We start from the raw sequence: 21,482 nt of genomic DNA on the forward strand, positions 1-21,482 counted from the left end.
TTAGTTAGGGTTTAGAGAATTATAAAACAAACATAATATATTTAACAGATTTATCAAAACTTTTTGAAAAAATAACGATAAGGTTTTCGTAAAATCCATATAAACCCCTAAATTATAGATATATCAAATTAAATAATAGGTTATATGTGAAAAATTGTAAGTCTTTTATGAATATATATAAAATAATTTATGTTGCCAATCTCATATTTTGGTTTTCAGAAGTATGAATACCGTTGCAAGGTAAAATGTAATAAATAGAGTTTTAAATCAGCTTAATCATATGTATAGGGTCATTAAGTCTTATTTTTAATATATGAAACTACAGAAACAGCCTACATTAGCAGACACGATTTGTGATTTGCAATCAAAGAAGATAAAAAGGCAAAAGGTGTAGTTATCGGTGATAAAATTAAGGACACTGGTGTTAAGGCTATAAAATAAATTTAAGCTAAAGGCATTGCTATCGTTATGTAGACAGAAGATAATCAAGACACTGCTCAAACATTAGGATTTGGAATTCATCTCACCAACTTTAAAGCCAGTATGTTACCAGAAGATAAATTGAAAAAAGTTAAAGCGCTACAAGACCAAGGCAAAGAAGGTGCTGTGTCAGGTGATGGTTTAAATGATGCTTCAGCATTAGCTAATATTGCGATAAGTAAAGAACGGATATACTATAACGATTGACTAGAAAAAATAAAAGCCTAAACAAATGCTTTTATTTAGGCTCCAGAAGTCCGTTCCGTATGTATTTGCTAAATTTGAACTTTAGAGCAACAATCCATAAATTTTGGACATATACTTTATGTGCAAACCAAGCTATTCTAAGCTTGGATTAACTATAAAATTAAAACAGAATGAATACGACTAGAACGATTAATCTAAAAAGCAGACCCAAAGGGACCCCCAACTTATCAGATTTCGATTTTACTACTTCAGAAGTAAAAGAACTACAGAAAGGAGAAGTGTTACTTCAGACAACCTATGTTTCTGTAGATCCCTATTTAAGAGGGAGAATGAGCGATGCCAAGTCTTATATTGAACCTTTTGAGCTCAATAAACCGATTGTTTCTGGGGTTATTGCTAAAATCATAGACTCCAAGAGTGATAATTTTAGTGTCGGTGATTTCGTCTCTGGGGTTTTAGAGTGGAAAGAAACTCAAGTCGCCAAAGAAGATAGTTTAAAAAAAGTAGATCCTAGCAAAGCTCCGCTTTCTGCTTATTTAGGTATTTTGGGAATGACAGGATTGACGGCTTACCTTGGACTTACAGAGATAGGAAAACCGAAAGAAGGAGAGACTCTGGTCGTATCTGGCGCCGCAGGAGCGGTTGGAAGCATCGTAGGACAAATTGGAAAAATCCTCGGCTTACACGTCGTAGGAATTGCTGGAAGTGACGAAAAGGTGGATATGATTAAATCTGACTTTGGTTTTGATAAAGGCATCAATTACAATACCACCGAAAACATGACTCAAGCCATCGCAAAAGCTTGTCCTAATGGAGTAGATGTTTATTTTGATAACGTTGGAGGTGAGATCTCGGAGGCGGTCCTCTTTAAGATTAATAAATTTTCAAGAACAGTTAATTGTGGAGCCATCTCTGTCTACAATAACACAGAGTTGCCAAAAAGCACTAGTGTTCAACCTTTTCTAATTAAGAATAGCTCTTTGATGCAAGGCTTTGTTATCTTCGATTATGCAGATAAACATCCTGCTGGAATTAAGCAATTAGCGAAGTGGTTGCAAGAAGGTAAGCTCGAGTATACCGAAACGATTCAAGAAGGATTTGAAACTATACCACAAGCCTTTTTGGACCTTTTCGAAGGGAAAAATAAAGGGAAAATGGTGGTGAAACTTTAAACCATACTGTCAACAAGTTTAAAATGAATCGTGTATAAAAATAGACCTTCATCAATGTGATGAAATCAAGAACGTTAATGAATAAAATAATTTTGATCAATAATACCAAATTAGACCTATAATGACGCAATAAATCGTTTCTTTTTCGCCTGCTTTTCATCAAAAATAATTACCGTAGCTAAGGCTATGCTAATTATTTTTGATTTCAATCAATCAAAAAATAATTCAATTTATTCATACGGCATTATAAATATAATTTGGTATAAAAAGAGCCTCGGAAATCGAGGCTCTTTTTGGTAGTGTTGGATTGTTTTTAAAAACATTTTAAATAAAACTTTAAGTACAGCTGATTTTGAGTCGGTTAATAGGATTGATAAAAAAGTATAATATTGAACAAAAAAACATACTACTACCAGAGGCGATTTGTACCAATTTATACTATTAAAATACCCAGATTCCTATTTGGGATGAAAAAAGAAAACACTTATTAAGCATAAAAAAGGATTCACTTTTTATGCTTCCAGCTAAACCCTTTTAGCATCAAAGCAGCTCTTAAGATGTCTTTCTGACTTACAATACCTATAATTCTATCATTTTCTACCACAGGGAAACGGCGTCTTTTAGATTTTAAGAAGAGGTTTGCAGCATCAAACAGACTGACGTCTGGAGAAATGGTATTCACTTCTTTAGACATGTATTTTTCAACACTCACATCTTCCATCGGCATATTGTAATATCGACTTTCAGAAATTTGCTTAACGCAATCGCCTTCAGAAATAATTCCTATAACGCGCTTTTGGTCATCAACAACGGGACCACCAGAAACTCTAAACTTTATGAGTATCTCTACCACTTCGATAATACTTTGAGCTTTATTGAAAAGTATCATGTTTTGAGACATACAGTCTCTAACTGTTATTTTTTCTGCTTGTTTATTAACCTCTCCAACTTGTTGACCTTGAAAACTTTTAATGCCCATGATATATAATTTAATATTAAATTAATCATAAATATGACAATACAGCAATTTAAAAGGTTAAAAAAAATTAATAATATAAAATATATTCTGTTTTTTTATGGATTTTAGAGTGTTCGTTTCAATTAAACAAGAGTTTCCTAATACTTTTTAGCAAAAATATTATTTCATACCGGGTTGTTTAATTTCATAACCTGTTTTGTCTTTGTTTTGTTTTACCATTTTTTTGACATCTTTAAGTAATTGTTGGGCATCATAAATGATTCCATCCTTAATGGTGTATTTTACACCTCCCACTCTAGTCACTTCGTTATCTTCTGTTAATTTGATGGTACCAGTTCCATAGAGAACCTTTAAGTTTTCCAATGGATTTTCTTCTACGATAACAAAATCGGCTAATTTACCAATTTCAACTGATCCAATTTTATCTTCCATACCCAAAGCTTCAGCTCCATTTAGTGTAGCAGACATCATGACTTCCAATGGATGAAAACCAGCTTCTCTAAGTAATTCCAATTCGCGGATATAAGCGAATCCATAAAGTTGAAAAATAAAACCAGAATCGGATCCAGCGGTCACTCTTCCTCCCCTGTTTTTATATTCGTTCACAAAAGTCATCCATAATTGATAGTTTTTTCTCCAGTCCGTTTCTTGTTCTGTTCCCCAAGAATGCCAGTAAGACCCATGCGATATTTTACTAGGTTGGTAGAATTCCCAAAGCGATGGCATGGTATAGTCTTCGTGCCATTCTGCACGTCTGGTTCGCATTAAGTCACGACTCGCTTCATAAATATTAAAGGTAGGATCTATGGTAAAATCAAGCTCAATCAATTCGTTCATCACTTCATTCCACCTCTCAGAATAAGGTGGTGCAGCCTGTTCCCATAATTTTCCAGCTTCAGAAAATCGATCCTGCTCATTGTTATAATTATAGTCTAATTTGTAATGCTGAACGGTTCTATCGGTAAATAGGGCTTCTGGTAGTCCATACCAATGTTCCATACTCGTCAACCCTGCTCTGGCAGAATTTATTACATTCCACCTGGCGACGTCCATTTGAGCATGGTGCATAGCAGAACGCAAGCCCAGACTTTTATTTTCCTCTAAAGCGGCTTGCATGATTTCTGGCTTTGCTCCAAAAAATTTAATGCCATCAGCACCTTTCTCAGCGTTATCCTGAACCCATTCCTTAGCTGCTTCAACTGAACTTATCTTTGATTTACTGCCCTGACCGAAAGCGGTATATGCTAAAATTCTTGGAGCTGTTATTTTATTTTTGGCAGATTTTGCTTTGTGTTCCAGCACCCAGTCCAACCCATTACCAGCCGAAGGATCTCGTATGGTCGTTACCCCATGACCCATCCATAATTTGAAAACATATTCTGCAGTAACACCTTGGGCTTCTCCTCCAATATGTCCGTGCATATCTATAAAACCAGGCATGAGATACATACCAGAAGCATCCAATTCCTTTCCGCCAGGTTTAAGTTTTGGTCTATTGCTATCCTGTATTTCTACACCAGGATATCCCACTGTTTTAATTTCCGCAATTTTATTCTCTTCCACAACAATATCTACTGGTCCTAATGGAGGCGCCCCATTTCCGTTGATTAATGTGACTCCCCGAATAATCAATTGCGACCAAGGTCCTTCGCCTTCAGTTCTTTCTGGAGCACTTTCAATTTGTGCCCAAGCTGTGAGCTGAATACATAAAACAAATACCGATAGTAATAGCTTTTTCATAATTTTCATTTTCAAAAAAATGTAAGGTAAGAAAGTTTGTCAAGAAGGACTCAACTTTCAATAAGCTTGTTTTTTAGTTTGTACTGTTTGTTTTCTGTTGAATTTGTAACTGCCCTAGTTTTTGCTTTAATACCAAATTAGACCTATAATGAAGCAATAAATCGTTTTACCGATACGAATTCGGCACAGGCTTTTTTCGCCTGCTTTTCATCAAAAATAATTACCGTAGCTAAGGCTATGCTAGTTATTTTTGATTTCAATCAATCAATCAAAAAATAATTCAATTTATTCATACGGCATTATAAATATAATTTGGCATAAGACAAATTTTAAGATTTTTAAGTTAAGTTAGGAGGTTTAGTTAAGGCTTAAAGTTAACTTTGCAAAGTATTGAAAAGAAGAATAAAAACGAATGGCGAAAAGAAAAAAAGAATCTGACCTTCCTAAGGTTAAACTCAATAAACAAAATCTCAAAAAATCTCTCCGTTTATTTTCTTACATCGGTCCACACAAGTGGAAGTTGATTGTAGGAATAATTTTCCTTGCTTTTACTGGGGTTACGGCGTTGCTGTTTCCTAAGCTTATGGGAGATTTAATTGAGACTGCAGATTTCACTTCAGAGGATATCAATAGAATGGGACTTATCCTTTTAGGGCTGTTTACAGCCCAGGCTATTTTTTCTTTCTTTCGTGTCGTTCTTTTTGTGGATGTAACCGAAAATATGCTTTCTGCCATACGCCAAGACACCTACAACACCTTGGTCAAAATGCCGATGCAGTTTTTTTCTTCCAGACGTGTTAGTGAACTCAATAGCCGAGTGGCTGCAGATATTTCCCAAATACAAGACACTTTTACTACAGGAATCGCAGAATTTTTAAGGCAAATGATCATTGTGATTGGGGGTATTTCAGCCTTATTTTTTACTTCGGTAAAGCTCTCTTTATTGATGTTGGCTACCATTCCTATTTTCGCAATCGTAGCTGTGATTTTTGGAAAATTTATAAAAAAATTATCTAAAGAAGCTCAAGATAAAGTAGCCGACTCCAATACAATTGTTGGGGAAAGCTTGCAAGGAATTGCCAATGTGAAAGCATTTACTAACGAAGCTTTTGAGATGTTGAGGTATAAATTTGCTGTCAACGATATCAAGAAAATCGCTATCAAGGGGGGTCTTGCTCGTGGAGCGTTCTCCTCGTTTATTATATTTTGCATTTTTGGAGCCATCGTCCTTTTGGTCTGGTATGCCGTAAAGCTTCAAAACATTGGAGAACTCACCCAATCCGAATTGATCACTTTTATACTTTATACTATTTTTGTAGGAGCATCTATAGGAGGTTTACCTATACAGTATGCTCAAATTCAAAAAGCAATTGGCGCTACAGAACGCGTATTTGATATTATAGATGAAGAACCAGAAGTAATTGAAGAAAACCAGTCACCAAAGCTAATTAAAGGTGAATTGAGTTTCGAAAATCTTAAGTTCTCCTACCCTACACGTCAAGAAATAACAGTTTTAAAAAGCATCAATTTTAAAGCCAAACAGGGAGAGTCCATAGCTATTGTTGGGCCTAGTGGTGCAGGAAAATCGACTATTGCTTCTCTTATTTTGAGATTCTACGAACCTCAAGAAGGTCAAATGCTATTGGATGGTATTCCAGCTTCCAACTTTACGTTGCACGATTTACGAAGTCAAATGGCGATTGTACCTCAAGATATTTTATTATTTGGAGGAAGTATAAAGGAAAACATAGCTTATGGTAAGCCAGAGGCTACTAACGAAGAAATTATGGAAGCTGCCAAAAAAGCAAATGCTCATGATTTTATTATGTCATTTCCCGAACAGTATGAAACTATTGTTGGAGAAAGAGGTGTTCAGCTTTCTGGTGGACAGCGTCAACGAGTCGCCATAGCTCGGGCAGTTCTTAAAAACCCTGTCATTTTGATTTTGGACGAAGCGACGAGTTCTTTGGATTCTGAGTCTGAAAGGCTTGTACAGGATGCTTTAGAAAAACTCATGGTAGGTAGAACCTCTTTTGTTATCGCTCATCGACTTTCTACCATCAAAAATGCGGACCAAATCTTGGTCCTAGAGAACGGAGAAATTATTGAAAAAGGAACACATCTGGATTTAATAGAAAAAGAAAACGGACTCTACCATAAGCTGATTCAGTTGCAGATGGAACTGAATTAATTTAAGGGTAACTGACTTTAATTATAACAGAAAAATCAAAAGCATATTTACCCATCTTCACTGTAATTTTCATACTTTTGAGGCTTAATTTTTTTAAAGTTAGAATATGTCACCACTCAAAACATCGTTTCCAAAGGACAAAATGAAAATAGTTCTTTTGGAAAACATCAGTCAATCTGCTGTAGATAGCTTTAAAAAAGCGGGTTATACACAAATAGAACAGCATACAGGTGCTTTATCTGGGGAACAACTGGATACCGTTTTAAAAGAGGCTAAGGTGGTTTGTGTGAGATCCAAGACTCAATTGACGGAGGAAGTCATTACAAAAGCCAAAAAACTCGTGGCAATAGGTTGTTTTTGTATAGGCACTAACCAAGTAGACCTTGAAGCGGCCAATAAAGCTGGTGTTTGTGTCTTTAATGCTCCGTTTAGCAATACGCGCTCTGTAGCAGAATTGGTAATTGCATCTGCTATTATGCTTATTAGAAAAATTCCAGATAAAAACAGAGCTGCTCATGCTGGAGAATGGGACAAAGATTCTACCAATGCACATGAAATTAGAGGGAAACGCCTAGGGGTCGTAGGCTATGGCCACATTGGGTCTCAAGTTTCTATCTTAGCAGAAGCTATGGGATTACGCGTATTTTATTATGATGTTGAAAACAAGTTGCCACTTGGAAATGCTGAAGAAATAAGCGACTTAAAGTCTCTAATAGAACATTGCGATATCATCACCCTTCATGTTCCTGGAACAAAACAGACTCAAAATTTATTTGATAAACAGGTGCTAAATTGGTTTCAAAAAGGGCAATTATTAGTCAACATGAGTCGAGGCGATGTCGTTGATATTTCAGCTTTAAAAGAGGCTTTAGAGGAAAAACGCATTAGCGGTGCAGCAGTAGATGTGTTCCCAGAAGAACCTAAGAATAAAGATGAAAAGTTTTCCTCTCCCTTACAAAATATCTCTAATGTCATTTTAACGCCACATATTGGTGGATCTACGGAAGAAGCACAATGGAATATCGGCTTAGATGTTTCATCCAAATTGATAAAGTATATAGAGAATGGAGCAAGTCTTGGTAGCAAGTCTATCCCAGAATTATCATTGCCAAAAATAGAAGATACACATAGGATTTTGCATATTCATAAAAATGTCTCTGGTGTTCTTTCGGAAATAAACTCTAAAATTTCAAAACTAGACGTCAACATTTTAGGACAGTATTTAAGCACTAATCTTGAAGTTGGCTATGTGGTTCTTGATATTTCCAAAAGCGACTCTCTGGACACCTTAAAAGAATTTAAAAGAATAGACCACACCATTAAAGTGAGAATCCTTTACTAGGATATTAATGTGATGCTTTAAAATTGACTATTTTCTTCTGAAAGCATTGTTTAATAATTTTAGAATTGATTTTTTCTTTAGCCAATCGGTCTGATACCAAAAAGATTCAGATTTATTAAAGCACCTTTTGAAGTCTATAAGACACTATCTTGTTTTAAACCATCCGGTAATACTTAGGCGTAAATCATTCAATACAGGTCTTACTTCATGCTCTAAAAGTTGACTTTCAAAAATAACTACTCTTCCTGGTAGAGGATGAATAATCACCTCATCAGAATTCTCTGGATAAATGACAAGCTCTCCTCCGTTGGTCTTGTTCCACGAGTCATCATTAAGGTAACAAACCATAGATAATTTTCGTCTATCATCGTTTTGAAATGTATCCAAATGCCTTTTGTAAAAAGTGCCTACAGGATACACCGCATAATGGAACTCTTGGTGCAGGATTCCCATAAAACACGTCATATTTAAATAGTTCTTGAAGGTATTAAAGGCTTCAAAAAAAAGATGTTCTGCAGAATCGGCTTGTTGCTCATCGATCCATTGAATATAATCTCCTCGAATAGCTTTGCTGATGGATTCATTTACTTTATTTCCAATCGCTGCTTTTTTTAGTTCACTATGGTTATGCAGCGTTTTAAGTCGCTCCCTCAAGCTATCGACAAGCTTAAGCTCAAAGAAATTATCACATATGGAATAGTTTTGCTTTATCAAGTCAGAAATTAGTTGTTCAAAAAGAGGATTTTCTTTAAAAGAAAGATCTTCAGTAAGAAGAGTATGAGCCATTAAAAAGGAGTTAGACCAAATTAAATTTATAATGTCGTACGACTAAATTGAATTATTTTTTTGATTGATTGAAATTAAAAATAATTAGCATATCCTAAGTTACGGTAATTATTTTTGATAAAAAGCAGGCAAAAAAGAAACGATTTATGGCGACATTATAGGTTTAAATTGGTATTAGTCTATCGGTGTAAAATTAGCAGAAAAGGGGGTCACTTGTTGTTTATATTTTTAGACCCAATTCCCCTAGTAAATTTCTTAAATCTATTATATTTGCGGTAATTTATTAGACCATGGCAAAAATCAGAATTACCAAGCAATTTACTTTTGAAACCGCTCATGCTTTGTATGGCTATGATGGCAAATGCAGAAATATTCACGGTCATAGTTATAAACTGGATGTAACCGTTATCGGAGAACCTATCACAGATATGGATAATGTAAAATGCGGGATGGTCATAGACTTTGGAGATTTAAAATACATTGTAAAATCTCAAGTGGTCGATAAAATGGACCATGCTATCATTCTTAATAAAGAAACACCACATATAGAGCTAGCGCAAACTTTAAAATCCTCTGGTCATGATGTTATTCTTGTAGATTATCAACCCACAAGTGAAAATATGGTGATAGATTTTGCTAAAAGCATACAGAGTAAATTAGATCCAACAATTAAATTACACTCTTTAAAACTTAGAGAAACAGGGACGGCATTTGCGGAATGGTTTGCCAGTGATAATGTTTAGAAATCAATTTCAAATTCTGTAGTCTCTTTATTTTCTCCCTCTCCATTTTCGAGTTCATCGGTATCTTCATCACAATCGATCTGGATATTTAAGTTATCAGGCCTTTCAAATTCATCTCTAGAGATGTCCAAAGTACCGTCATTATAGATGTCTGTCATGTACATTCCCCAAATAGGTAAAGCTAGAGTTGCCCCTTGTCCATAAGTAATTGTCGGGAACCTTACACTTCTATCTTCGCCTCCTACCCAAACTCCAGTCGCTAAATTTGGTACCATACCAATAAACCAACCATCGCTTTGATTCTGAGTCGTTCCCGTTTTACCAGCAATATCATTTTCTAGAGCATAAGGATAGCCAGTAACTGCTCTTTTATAAAGTTCAGTTCCCTTGGCATAATCTGAATTGGTTCTTAACCTTCGTCCAGAACCAAACCGAGTGACACCTTCCAAAAGTTTAATGGTCACAAAAGCAGATTCTTCGCTTAAGACATCACTACTTTGTGGCTGATGTTGATATAGAATAGTTTCATTTTTATCCTCTATACGTTGGATGGCATAAGGTTTTACATGAACCCCTTTATTGGCAAAAGTGCTGTAGGCAGAGACCATATCATAAACACTTATATCTGGGGTGCCCAAAGCTATAGCTGCTACAGGAAGTATATTTGAGGTATCAACACCTAATTTATCAATGAGGTTGATGACACTTTCAGGACCTGTTTTATTAATAACACGAGCCGTAATGGTGTTTATAGACTCCGCCAAAGCTTGTTTAAGGGTTTTCATCCCCCCGTATTCCCCGCCACCGCTGTTGTCTGGCGTCCAATCTTCGGTAACACCGTGTCGTCCTTTTGGTATTGTAAAAGGTGTATTTGGAAATTCATCACAGGGTGATAAGTGCAATTGATCTATGGCAGTTGCATAGACAAAAGGTTTAAAGGTAGACCCTACTTGACGCTTCGCTTGTTTAACATGCTCATATTTAAAAAATTTATAGTTAACGCCTCCTACCCAGGCTTTTATTTCTCCTGTTTGTGGAGTCATAGACATCATACCCGTGTTCAAAAAGGATTTGTAATACCTTATGGAATCTTTGGGAGTCATTAGAGTATCAATAGGGCCTTCCCAAGAAAATAAACGCATCTCTCGTTTTCTATTAAAAGTCGCCATGATGGAATCTTTATCAATTCCTTTTCTACGCATGGTTTTATAGCGATCAGAATTTTTGATTCCTTTATTAAGGATACTCTCAATTTCTGAAGGACTTATGCTTCTGAAGGGAGCTGTTTTGTTCTCTTTATTTTGAGCGTCAAACTCTTTTTGAAGATTCTTGAGGTGCTTTTCTACGGCAGTTTCAGCATAACCCTGCATTTTGAAATCCAAAGTCGTATAGATCTTCAGACCATCTCTATACATACTGTAAGAACTTCCGTCTGGTTTTGGATTGTCATCAATCCAGTCTTTCATGAACTCTTGGACATACGCTCTAAAGTATGTGGCCATCCCGTCATCGTGCTGTTCTGGAGAAAAGTATGTTCCCAATGGAAGTTTTTGCAAAGAATCTTTAACTATCGTGGTTAAAAATCCGTTTTTTTCCATTTGTTTTAGAACTTGATTTCGTCGTTCTATAGAATTCTTTTTAAACTGATCTTTAACTGGATTATAGAGGATCGGATTTTTCAGCATAGCTACCAATGTAGCAGACTCTTCAATCGTTAACTCTATTGGCTCTTTAGAAAAATAAATTCTAGAGGCTGAACGGATTCCCACCGCTTGATATAAAAAATCAAACTTATTGAGGTACATCGTGATAATTTCGTTTTTAGCATACTGCTCTTCTAGTCTTACCGCAATAACCCATTCCTTTACCTTTTGTATAATTCTATTGAAGGTTCCACTTTTATTAGGATCTGTAAACAAAAGCTTGGACAGTTGCTGGGTAATGGTACTCGCCCCGCCTTTTGAGCCCAGATAAATAGCAGCTCTTAGCGTTCCACGAGCATCTATACCTGAATGACTGTAGAATCTTTCGTCTTCGGTAGAGACTAAAGCGTTGACAAGGTGATCTGGAAGATCCCCATAATTGATGGGCGTCCTATTTTCCTTAAAATACTTTCCTAGAGTTTCTCCATCTATGGATATAACCTCTGTAGCTAAATTGGTTTCTGGATTTTCCAGCTCTTCAAAGGTGGGCATGGTTCCCAAAGCTCCCCAACTGGCTAATAAAAAGATTAAAGCAATTCCTAAAACACCAAATAGAAATAAAATCCAGAATCCTAAAATATACTTTTTGAAACTTGTTTTTGATGATGTGTTCTCTCCCATATTTTTTTTGAAAGAATTAATTTTCTTGTTTTGGTATGGTTTCTATATGGATTCCAAAATCCATGATTCCTTTTAAGGTATCTAAGGCTTCAACCTTTCCAAATTTTCTCATGACTTGGTTAATCTTTACGATGTAAGTCCCTTGCTCTGAAAAAGTAACACCCGCTTTGTACCACAATTTACTTTCTTTAACGCTTCCAAACCCCTCACCCATTAACTTACCGTTTGGGTAAGCCATTTTATATTCTAGCGTATCTCCAATTTGCATTCCATTAGGAAATTGAATATTAGCAATGAGAAATAGATTATCAAATTCATAGTCTTGGTTTACCCTTGTGTTAAAAAACAAATGGTAAGGATTAACAGTATCTGGCGCTTCAAATGAATATTCCAAAGTATCTGTGTTTTTCCATCCATTAGAAAAACTCCTGTAGTCTGAAAACGCCAGCTGGTCATCACACCCTAAAAAGCTAAAACAAAGAATAAAAAGAAGTAATAAATTACGAGTTAGCATTATTTCTTTTAGACTTCTTGTGTTTACTAGATTTTCTTTTGTTGCGAGGATTTTGTTGTTTTGGTTTATCAAAACGAGTTAAACTATCTTGACCTACAGTATTCTCAAATGCTGTCTTTTCTGGAACAATTTCGCTGGTAAATTCTTCTAAACTAGCTACCGGGCTTTTATCGCGTTGAGCTTTCAAAATAATCTTTATCGCATCAGTATCTAGCTCTATCCAGTTGTTGTACTCTTTCTCATAAGCATACCAAAGCTTCCCTTTAAAAATATCTATTTTTTGACAAACGGCATCGCCCTTTTGAGTGGTTAATTTTTGATCTTGTCTTGGGAAGTCCTTCAACGCTTCAAGATAAGTATCCAATTCGTAGTTAAGACAACATTTCAATTTCCCACACTGCCCAGCTAGCTTTAAGGGATTAAGAGAGAGTTGTTGATACCTAGCTGCGGAAGTTTTTACAGTTCTAAAATCTGTTAACCAAGTTGAACAACACAACTCACGACCACAAGAACCTATACCTCCAAGCCTAGCAGCCTCTTGTCTAAAGCCAATTTGGCGCATTTCTATTCTTGTCTTGAACTCGTAAGCAAATTCCTTGATGAGTTGTCTAAAATCTACACGTTCCTCTGCTGTATAGTAAAACACGGCTTTGGAGCCATCTCCTTGAAATTCAATATCGCTTATTTTCATTTTAAGCTTCAATCGAATTGCAATTTGCCTGGCTTTTACCTTCATGGCATCTTCCCGCTCTCTTGCAATTTGCCAAACATCAATATCCTTTTGAGAAGCTTTCCTATAAATTTTAGGGATTTCGTCGGACTCAGAGTCTATTTTTTTCTTTTTCATCTGCACTCTTACAAGTTCACCTGTAAGGGTAACGATACCTATATCATGACCTGGGGAAGATTCAGTAGCTACAATATCTCCTATGGAAAACGTTAACTTTTTAGTGTTTCTAAAAAACTCTTTTCTGCTATTTTTAAATCTTACCTCTGCGCAATCGAAAGCTTCTTGACCTCTAGGAAGTTCTACATCCGATAACCAATCAAAAACTGTAAGTTTATTACATCCATCTGTTCCGCAAGTTCCGTTGTTTTGACAGCCTTTAGGTTGGCCATCTTTTCCGGTCGAGCAACTGGTACATCCCATAAATTATATATATTGAAGCGTTCTTAAGTTAGAACGCTGAAGATTAAAATTTCGTATTTAGAAACAAATATACCAAATAATTACTAGAGCTCTTCTATTAACTCTTTGGAGTTATAATATTGAATTTGATAGTACCAAACTTAAGTTTTTTCGATCTTTGCAAAAAAACTATAGACTTGAAATACCCTATATACATCAATGGTTTTAGCGCAATATCTGCTTTAGGCCACGATCAGCATACAATTAATAAAAAATATGAAAATGCATCTACTCATTTTTCAACACTTAAATTGAATTCATCTTCCGTGATGGCTGCAGCTCTTCCCTCAGATTCACTTGAGGAATTGATCAAACTATCTCAAGAAAATCCAAAATATAAAGACTTAGATAAGTCGGTGTTAATGGCACTATATACAGCTAGACGAGCTATGTCTGGTCTTGACTTCAAAGCTGAATCTACAGGAATCAATATTGGCTCTTCAAGAGGAGCAACAAGCTTATTTGAAAAATATCACAAAGCATTCCTTCAAGGTGAGCCCTTGTCTCCACTGTCTTCGCCTACTACTACTTTAGGAAATATCTCCTCATGGGTAGCTCAGGATTTGGGCGTCGATGGCCCAAACATAAGCCATTCGATTACCTGTTCTACAGCCTTGCATGCGATGCTTAATGCGAAAGCATGGTTGGAAGCAGGGATGAGCGACTTGTTTCTTGTAGGAGGAGCGGAAGCTCCACTTACAGAATTTACAATTGCCCAAATGCAAGCTTTAAAATTATACTCCAGACTAGATACATCAAAGCCTTGTGAAAGTTTAAAAATGGATAAAATCCAAAACTCTCTAGTCCTCGGGGAAGGATCGGCCTCCGCTGTTATGTCTCGATCTAGTGAAAAAGCCATTGCTGAAATCACTGGATTTGGATATGCTACAGAACAAATTAGACATAATATTTCTATTTCTTCTGACGCTCAATGCTTTCAGAAGTCTATGAAAATGGCTTTAAATGAAGCAGAGCGTTTAGAAGTTGATGCTATCGTTCTTCATGCGCCTGGAACTGTAAAGGGAGACCAAGCAGAATTAGCTGCTATCGAAAAAAGCTTTACTGAAACGCCTTTATTAACGACCAATAAATGGAAGCTAGGCCATACGTTTGGTGCCTCTGGTATGCTTAGTATTGAAATGGCCCTACAAATGCTTAGCCACGGAAAGTTCTATGAAAATCCCTTTTATAAGCAACAAAACTCCTCCAAACTTGTTAAATCTGTTTTGGTAAACGCTGTTGGTTTTGGTGGAAATGCGGTGAGCATTTTATTGGAGAAGCCTAAACATCAGAAATAAATTTGACTCAAACTTCATTCAAAATAGAATATGCTCAGAGTTTTTTCTATTTTTGAATCATCAAATTTACTACCATGACAAGAAACGATTGGACCAAAGAAGAAATATTAGCAATTTACAATAAGCCTTTGATGGAATTGCTTTACGAAGCAGCAACTGTACATAGAATACATCATGATCCTAACAAGGTTCAAGTTTCTACTTTGCTTTCTATTAAAACTGGGGGTTGCCCAGAAGATTGCGGATATTGTCCTCAAGCGGCTAGATACCACACCGATATTGAAGGGAATGATTTAATGAGTGTTTCTCAAGTGAAAGCTCAAGCTCTAAGAGCAAAGTCTTCAGGAAGCTCTAGAGTTTGTATGGGAGCAGCTTGGAGAAATGTAAAAGATGGTAAAGAGTTTGATAACGTTTTGGAAATGGTAAGAACCATCAATAAACTGGATATGGAAGTTTGCTGTACCTTAGGTATGGTGACAGAAAACCAAGCCAAACGTTTAGCTGAAGCAGGACTTTATGCCTACAACCATAATCTGGATTCATCTGAAGAATATTATAAAGAGGTGATTTCTACACGCGGTTACCAAGACAGATTAGACACCATAAGCAATGTTCGTAAAAGCAAGGTTACGGTATGTAGTGGTGGGATTATAGGAATGGGAGAATCTCTTGAAGACAGGGCTGGCATGCTTGTAGCTCTAGCAACATTAAATCCGCAACCAGAATCTACACCTATCAATGCCTTAGTGCCTGTAGAAGGAACTCCTCTGGAAGAACAACAGAAAATATCTATTTGGGAAATGTTGCGTATGATAGCTACTACAAGAATTGTGATGCCAGAAACTCAGGTAAGGTTATCTGCTGGACGAACAGACATGAGTAGAGAAGGACAAGCCATGTGCTTTTTTGCAGGGGCTAATTCTATTTTTGCAGGAGATAAATTATTAACTACTCCAAATCCAAATGTGGATGACGACATGGAGATGTTTAAGTTATTGGGTCTAAAACCGCAGAAAGCTTTCGAGAAAAAGTCTCAACCTCAATCTGTTTCTGCCGAAGAGTCTAAATACAAACACTTAGGTGAAAAGCCAAAATGGTCTCGTCCAGGACACACCATAGAGCGTAACGTAGAAGCCAAAGCTAAATCAAAAACTAAGGTATAAGGACTTCACTTTTTATTGTAAAATGACAAAGCAAAAGCTTCATTTTGGTATCATTCCAGAATGAAGCTTATTTTTATTTATGATAGACTCCACAAAAAATCTAAACTTAGAACAGGTTGAAAGGATCAAAACAATTTCACCAAAAGACTTTGTCGAGAACTATGTTAAGCCTCAAAAGCCTTTAGTTATAGAACAACTTACTCACGACTGGAAGGCCTATCACAAGTGGTCACTAACCTACCTAAGCAGTGTAGCGGGTGAGGTAGATGTCCCTCTATACGATAGCAGGCCTGCTTCTGCCAAAGATAAATTCAATCAGGCACATGCTAAAATGAAACTCAAAGATTATGTAGATCTTTTGCAAAAAGGGCCAACAGATTTTAGAATTTTTCTTTTCAATTTAATTAAAGAAGTTCCTGAGCTTAAGCGTCATTTTACAATGCCAGATCTAGGATTGAAGTTTCTAGACCGACTTCCCTTTTTATTCTTTGGAGCCCAAAATACTTCTGTGTTTATGCATTACGATATAGACCTTGCAAACATCCTTCATATTCATTTTGAAGGGAAAAAGCGCTGTATTATCTATCCTCCTTCTCAAACAAAATACTTATATAAAGTTCCTAACGCTCTTATAAGTCTCAATGAAATCGATTTTAATAACCCAGATTTAGATAAATTCCCAGCGCTTACTTTAGCCCAAGGTTATGAGGCTTATTTGGAGCATGGTGAAGCTCTATATATGCCTGGAGGCTATTGGCACAATATGACGTATCTCACCCCCGGATTTTCTATGAGTTTAAGAACCTTACCTAGAGGAACCAAAAATATAAGCAAAGCTCTTTACAACCTTGCAATCATGCGTGGGGTCGAAAATCTCATGCGCAGATTAAAAGGTGATAGGTGGATTAACTATAAAAATGAGTTTGCCTATAAGCGACAAAACAGGTATATGGAGAAAGAATTACACAGGAAGTAGGTCATTGATGACATCGTAAATCAATTCTGTTTCATAGCCTTTATAGGCAAGATGCTGAAAGATTTTTTGTCGTTTTTTATAAGCATTGCTTTCTTTGGTAATGCTTAATTTATGGTGGGCAAGGTCTCGCAAAGTCTTTACATAATCATCCTCATCAATTTCAGAAAGTCCAGCTTTTAAATTGTAAGCAGAAATAGCTCTAGATTTTAACTCTCGAGTAATTCGTATACGGCCGTATTTTTTTATTCTGAATTTACCTCTAGCATAGCTTCTAGCAAAGCGTTCTTCATTAAGAAAATCTTCTTCAAGTAGCTTTATAATAATGTGGCTTTTTGCATCCTCATACATGTCTAAGGCCTCCAGTTTTTTCTCAACTTCTTGGTGGCAACGGTCTTGATACACACAATAGTTCATCATCTTCAGTAAAGCTTCATCTACTGTAAGCGATTTTTTGGAATGAAAAGTGTTATTAGCCATGGTTTAAAAAGAGAATTGAGACTGCAAAAGTATAAAAACAAAAAACCCCGTACTCTATAATAGAGTACGGGGTTTTAAAATTTTTGATAATAACTAAACTTTGATAAGAGTGCCATCATGATCATAAAAATGATACTCTAAGTAATTGTAAGCATCTCGTGGTTGGATTTTAACCCACTTTTTGGAATCAAAAAACCACTTGCTTCTCGGAGAAGGGAAGCCCTTCATGAGATAGGCAGCAATAAAAGGATGCGCAGTAAGCGTAATTTTTTTAGTGCCTTTCTTTAAGATCTTTTGCAGATCTATATTAATTTTATTTACAATTACAATAGGAGCCTCTATTTCACCATCAGCATTGGGATCTTTTTCTCGAGTTTTGATGTTCATTTCTGGTCGAACTCGTTGCCTCGTGATTTGGATTAATCCGAATTTACTTGGGGGTAAAATTTTATGTTTGGCTCTATCGTCACTCATCTCATCTTTGAGATGTTCGTAAAGTTTTCTTCTGTTATCTGGGTTGTTCATGTCGATAAAATCCACGACTATGATTCCTCCCATGTCTCTTAATCTCAACTGACGTGCTATCTCTGTAGCACTTATCATGTTGACTTCGAGCGCTGTATCTTCTTGATTTTTGGCCTTATTACTTCTGTTTCCACTGTTAACGTCTATAACGTGCATAGCTTCTGTATGCTCAATGACTAGATAAGCTCCTTTTTTCATAGTTACGGTTTTCCCAAAAGACGTTTTTATTTGTCTTTCGATGCCGTATTTTTCAAAAATTGGAACTTTAGAGTCATAATTGGAAACTATAGATTCTTTATCTGGAGAAATTTTTCCGACATAATCTTTTATCTGTGTGTAAATAACATCATCGTCTATACAAATTGAGGTAAACGAATCGTTGAAAATATCTCTTAATATTGATGAAGCTTTATTAAGCTCACCCAAAACTTTCGAGGGTTGATGTGCTTTACTAAGTTTTCTGCACATATTCTCCCATCGTTTCATCAAATTTTGAAGGTCTTTGTCAATATCAGCTACTTTTTTGCCTTCGGCAACTGTTCTGATGATGACACTAAAACCTTTGGGTTTAATACTTTTTACCAGTCGCTTTAGTCTGCTTTTTTCTTCTTTACTTTCAATTTTCTGTGAAACTGAAACTCTATCCGAAAATGGGACTAAAACAATATAGCGGCCTGCAAGAGAAAGCTCACTGCTCAATCTTGGGCCTTTTGTAGAGATGGGTTCTTTTACAACTTGTACAAGAATAGATTGGTTGGAGTGTAGCGTATCTGCTATGGATCCATTTTTATCTATCTCTTGTTCAAATGGATAATCTCTTAATGAGAAATTTTTCATTTGATTGGATGTTGCTTTTTTAACAAACTTCAACATGGTTTTGACGTTTGGTCCTAGGTCATGATAGTGTAAAAAACCATCTTTCTCGTAGCCAACATTTACAAATGCGGCGTTGAGTCCAGGTAAAGCTTTTCTAATTTTAGCTAGAAAAATATCCCCAACAGAAAAATCAAATCCTTCTGTTTCTTTATGAAGCTCTATGAGTCTTCCATCTTTTAATAAGGCAAAATCTACAGCGTCGGAACTAGAACGTACTATTAATTCCTTATCCACGCGTATTAGATTTAAGAGTCTGTAATTTTATTACAGACAAAATTATACATAAGTAACCGTAGCCTTGCTGAGGTTAGGGTTACAATTTTAGGGTACAAAAATTTAAATTATAAATTTCGAAGTCAAAGAACGTTTTTAATGAGAAAAAGTAGTTTTTAACTACTTTTTCTTGTGACGGTTAGCTCTACTTCTTTTCTTTCTTTTGTGAGTAGCTACCTTATGTCTTTTTCTCTTTTTACCGCTTGGCATAAGCTTTATTTTTTATTGATTATTAAAATTTATTTTACTTCAACATTCTGTTTGACTCCTTCTACAAATATTTTGGCAGGCTTAAATGCTGGAATATTGTGCGCAGGAATCTTAATTGTTGTGTTTTTCGAGATATTCCTACCTGTCTTTTCTGCTCTAGTCTTTACGATAAAACTTCCAAAACCCCTGAGATACACATTATCTCCACCTTCTAAAGAATTCTTAACTTCATCCATAAAGGTTTCTACAGTAGCTTGGACCTCACCTTTTTCCAAACCGAGTTTGTCTGAAATGTTAGCTACAATATCTGCTTTCGTCATAATTCAAAATTATTTATTTAGGATTAATCCTAGATTTTTTTGAGCCTGCAAATATAACTAATTAATCTGCAATAATTAAACACAATGCCCTAAATAGTAGGCGGATATGAATTATACTTGCAAAAAAGTAAATAATGGATTTCTCTAAGCGTTTACTAGATTGGTATGAAACCGAAAAAAGGGATTTGCCTTGGCGACATACAAAAGATCCTTATGTGATATGGTTGAGTGAAATTATTCTGCAACAAACCCAGGTTAAGCAAGGCCTGCCTTACTTTGAAAAATTTATAGAACGTTTCCCTACAGTTCACAATCTTGCCAAAGCTAAAGAGGATGAAGTGATGAAATTATGGCAAGGTTTAGGGTATTATTCCAGAGCAAGAAATCTTCACTTTACCGCAAAGTATGTTAGCGAAACCTTAAAAGGGAAGTTCCCGGATAATTTTAAAGACCTTAAAACCTTAAAGGGAGTTGGCGATTATACCGCTGCAGCCATTGCTTCTTTTGCTTTTGATGAATCTGTGGCGGTAGTCGACGGGAATGTACAACGCGTTGTTTCAAGATTTCTAGGAATTCACACGCCCATTAATTCTTCTGAAGGCATCAAGGAATTCAAAACCAAAGCTCAGCAACTTATGGATACCTCCAACCCTGCAACCTACAATCAAGCTATCATGGAGTTTGGGGCTTTACATTGTCGACCCAAATCTCCAAAATGTATGTTTTGTGTATTTCAGCAGGACTGTGCCGCCTATCAACTTGGGAAAGTCGAAGAACTTCCCGTAAAACTCAAGAAGACAATCGTTAAGAAACGCTACTTTAATTATTTGATTTTTAAAGATCAAGATAACGTAACCCTTGTTCAGAAGAGACGAGGAGCAGGAATATGGAGAGGTCTTTATCAATTTCCTTTATTAGAATCTGAAGAGCCCTCAGAAACACCTTCTTCAGAAGACATAAAGTCTCTCCTAGATACAGGTGATTTCCATATAGATCGTATTGAAAAATTGAATGAGACCCCTGTAGTTCATTTGCTTTCTCATCGAAAAATTATGGCGACGTTTATTCAAGTTTCTTGTGTTGATAGCCTATCTAAACTAAAACTTTCAAAAGGAATAGAAACCTATAATTTAAAGGAGTTACAGAAACTTCCAGTTCCTGTTCTTATTCAAAATTTTATAGAATCTGAATTTTCTTTAGCATAATTCTTTTTCTTACATTTACATTAAATTAGAGATCATGGCAGGAACACTCAATAAAGTTATGCTCATAGGCCATACTGGTGATGAGGTAAAGATGCATTATTTTGAAGGTGGGAATTGTATTGGGCGCTTTCCTTTGGCCACAAATGAAGAGTACATTAATAAAGCTACCAACGAAAAAGTAAGCAATACAGAATGGCACACTATAGTTGTGAGAAATAAGGCTGCTGAAGTTTGTGAAAAATACCTCAAAAAAGGGGATAAAGTATATATTGAAGGACGTATTAAAACCAAAAAATGGCAGGATGATAAAGGAATGGATAGATATTCTACAGAGATACAGTGTTTAGAATTTACATTTTTAACACCAAAGGATCCAGTTACTCCTCAACCACCAACTCAAGTCCCCTCAGCTCCGCAACAACAAACTGCTTCAAAACCATCTACAAAGCCTCAGGCTATAGAAGAGGAGGAAGATGATCTACCCTTTTAAAC

At 36.0% G+C, this 21,482-nt stretch carries 19 protein-coding genes; 10 read left to right on the forward strand and 9 right to left on the reverse strand.

All coding sequences use genetic code 11. The features are described 5' to 3' along the window. Window positions 1-543 precede the first annotated feature (543 nt). The gene (locus P700755_RS21085; RefSeq protein ID WP_342626346.1) at window positions 544-687 is read left to right on the forward strand and encodes a hypothetical protein; all 144 of its coding nucleotides are present in this window, start codon (window positions 544-546) and stop codon (window positions 685-687) included. 170 nt (window positions 688-857) lie between these two features. Beyond that, a complete protein-coding gene (locus P700755_RS06075; protein WP_015023853.1) occupies window positions 858-1,859 on the forward strand; it encodes an NADP-dependent oxidoreductase in 1,002 nt (333 codons plus the stop codon). 505 nt (window positions 1,860-2,364) lie between these two features. Here the strand turns inward: P700755_RS06075 and P700755_RS06080 are convergent. Next, window positions 2,365-2,838 carry a CBS domain-containing protein gene (locus P700755_RS06080; RefSeq protein ID WP_015023854.1) on the reverse strand — a complete coding sequence of 158 codons (474 nt, stop codon included), beginning with the start codon at window positions 2,836-2,838 and terminating at the stop codon, window positions 2,365-2,367. 159 nt (window positions 2,839-2,997) lie between these two features. Further along, window positions 2,998-4,578, reverse strand: a complete 1,581-nt coding sequence (locus P700755_RS06085) for an amidohydrolase family protein (protein WP_041758651.1) — start codon at window positions 4,576-4,578, stop codon at window positions 2,998-3,000. A 412-nt stretch (window positions 4,579-4,990) separates the two neighbouring features. Between P700755_RS06085 and P700755_RS06090 the strand changes: the two genes are divergently transcribed. Together P700755_RS06090 and serA are read left to right on the forward strand one after the other, a co-directional pair. After that, entirely contained in the window at window positions 4,991-6,769 is a 1,779-nt protein-coding gene (locus P700755_RS06090; protein ID WP_015023857.1) for an ABC transporter ATP-binding protein, read from the forward strand. A 106-nt stretch (window positions 6,770-6,875) separates the two neighbouring features. Then, window positions 6,876-8,111, forward strand: a complete 1,236-nt coding sequence (gene serA, locus P700755_RS06095) for a phosphoglycerate dehydrogenase (RefSeq protein WP_015023858.1) — start codon at window positions 6,876-6,878, stop codon at window positions 8,109-8,111. 144 nt (window positions 8,112-8,255) lie between these two features. Here the strand turns inward: serA and P700755_RS06100 are convergent, their stop codons facing one another. Further along, a complete protein-coding gene (locus tag P700755_RS06100) occupies window positions 8,256-8,897 on the reverse strand; it encodes a 2OG-Fe(II) oxygenase (RefSeq protein WP_015023859.1) in 642 nt (213 codons plus the stop codon). A gap of 290 nt (window positions 8,898-9,187) precedes the next feature. Between P700755_RS06100 and P700755_RS06105 the strand changes: the two genes are divergently transcribed. After that, window positions 9,188-9,640 (forward strand): 6-pyruvoyl trahydropterin synthase family protein, encoded by a 453-nt coding sequence (locus P700755_RS06105; protein ID WP_015023860.1) that lies wholly within the window; start codon window positions 9,188-9,190, stop codon window positions 9,638-9,640. Here P700755_RS06105 and P700755_RS06110 read toward each other — a convergent pair. The 3 genes from P700755_RS06110 to P700755_RS06120 are packed head-to-tail and all read right to left on the reverse strand — an operon-like array spanning window position 9,637 to window position 13,628. After that, window positions 9,637-11,964 (reverse strand): transglycosylase domain-containing protein, encoded by a 2,328-nt coding sequence (locus P700755_RS06110; RefSeq protein ID WP_015023861.1) that lies wholly within the window; start codon window positions 11,962-11,964, stop codon window positions 9,637-9,639. The two genes, P700755_RS06105 and P700755_RS06110, sit on opposite strands and share 4 nt — an antisense overlap. A 16-nt stretch (window positions 11,965-11,980) precedes the next feature. Then, complete coding sequence (locus tag P700755_RS06115; RefSeq protein ID WP_041758175.1) at window positions 11,981-12,478, reverse strand: gliding motility lipoprotein GldH; 498 nt, start codon at window positions 12,476-12,478, stop codon at window positions 11,981-11,983. Continuing rightward, window positions 12,465-13,628: a PSP1 domain-containing protein gene (locus P700755_RS06120; protein ID WP_015023863.1), complete on the reverse strand. Its 1,164-nt coding sequence runs from the start codon at window positions 13,626-13,628 to the stop codon at window positions 12,465-12,467. Before P700755_RS06120 ends, P700755_RS06115 begins: the two co-directional genes overlap by 14 nt. Window positions 13,629-13,804: 176 nt before the next feature. Here P700755_RS06120 and P700755_RS06125 point away from each other — a divergent pair, with 176 nt between their 5' ends. The 3 genes from P700755_RS06125 (at window position 13,805) to P700755_RS06135 (ending at window position 17,104) form a co-directional block, all read left to right on the forward strand. After that, on the forward strand, window positions 13,805-14,965 hold the full coding sequence (locus tag P700755_RS06125; protein WP_015023864.1) for a beta-ketoacyl synthase N-terminal-like domain-containing protein: 1,161 nt from the start codon (window positions 13,805-13,807) through the stop codon (window positions 14,963-14,965). Window positions 14,966-15,039: 74 nt separating this feature from the next. Beyond that, window positions 15,040-16,128, forward strand: coding sequence for a biotin synthase BioB (gene bioB / locus P700755_RS06130; protein ID WP_015023865.1), 1,089 nt, complete (start codon window positions 15,040-15,042; stop codon window positions 16,126-16,128). Window positions 16,129-16,207: 79 nt separating this feature from the next. Then, a complete protein-coding gene (locus P700755_RS06135; RefSeq protein ID WP_015023866.1) occupies window positions 16,208-17,104 on the forward strand; it encodes a cupin-like domain-containing protein in 897 nt (298 codons plus the stop codon). Here the strand turns inward: P700755_RS06135 and P700755_RS06140 are convergent. From P700755_RS06140 to P700755_RS06150, 3 genes are all read right to left on the reverse strand, one after another. After that, complete coding sequence (locus P700755_RS06140) at window positions 17,090-17,581, reverse strand: regulatory protein RecX (protein WP_015023867.1); 492 nt, start codon at window positions 17,579-17,581, stop codon at window positions 17,090-17,092. The two genes, P700755_RS06135 and P700755_RS06140, sit on opposite strands and share 15 nt — an antisense overlap. A gap of 93 nt (window positions 17,582-17,674) precedes the next feature. Next, complete coding sequence (locus P700755_RS06145) at window positions 17,675-19,216, reverse strand: Rne/Rng family ribonuclease (protein WP_015023868.1); 1,542 nt, start codon at window positions 19,214-19,216, stop codon at window positions 17,675-17,677. Between the two features lie 278 nt (window positions 19,217-19,494). Further along, window positions 19,495-19,785, reverse strand: a complete 291-nt coding sequence (locus P700755_RS06150) for an HU family DNA-binding protein (RefSeq protein WP_015023869.1) — start codon at window positions 19,783-19,785, stop codon at window positions 19,495-19,497. Window positions 19,786-19,919: 134 nt separating this feature from the next. On the opposite strand from P700755_RS06150, the gene mutY reads away from it, so the two are divergent. Both mutY and ssb read left to right on the forward strand, forming a co-directional pair. After that, window positions 19,920-20,990: an A/G-specific adenine glycosylase gene (gene mutY / locus P700755_RS06155; RefSeq protein ID WP_015023870.1), complete on the forward strand. Its 1,071-nt coding sequence runs from the start codon at window positions 19,920-19,922 to the stop codon at window positions 20,988-20,990. A gap of 34 nt (window positions 20,991-21,024) precedes the next feature. After that, window positions 21,025-21,480 (forward strand): single-stranded DNA-binding protein, encoded by a 456-nt coding sequence (gene ssb, locus P700755_RS06160; protein WP_015023871.1) that lies wholly within the window; start codon window positions 21,025-21,027, stop codon window positions 21,478-21,480. The last annotated feature ends 2 nt before the right edge of the window (window positions 21,481-21,482 follow it).

This window comes from Psychroflexus torquis ATCC 700755, assembly GCF_000153485.2.
Lineage (GTDB): Bacteria > Bacteroidota > Bacteroidia > Flavobacteriales > Flavobacteriaceae > Psychroflexus > Psychroflexus torquis.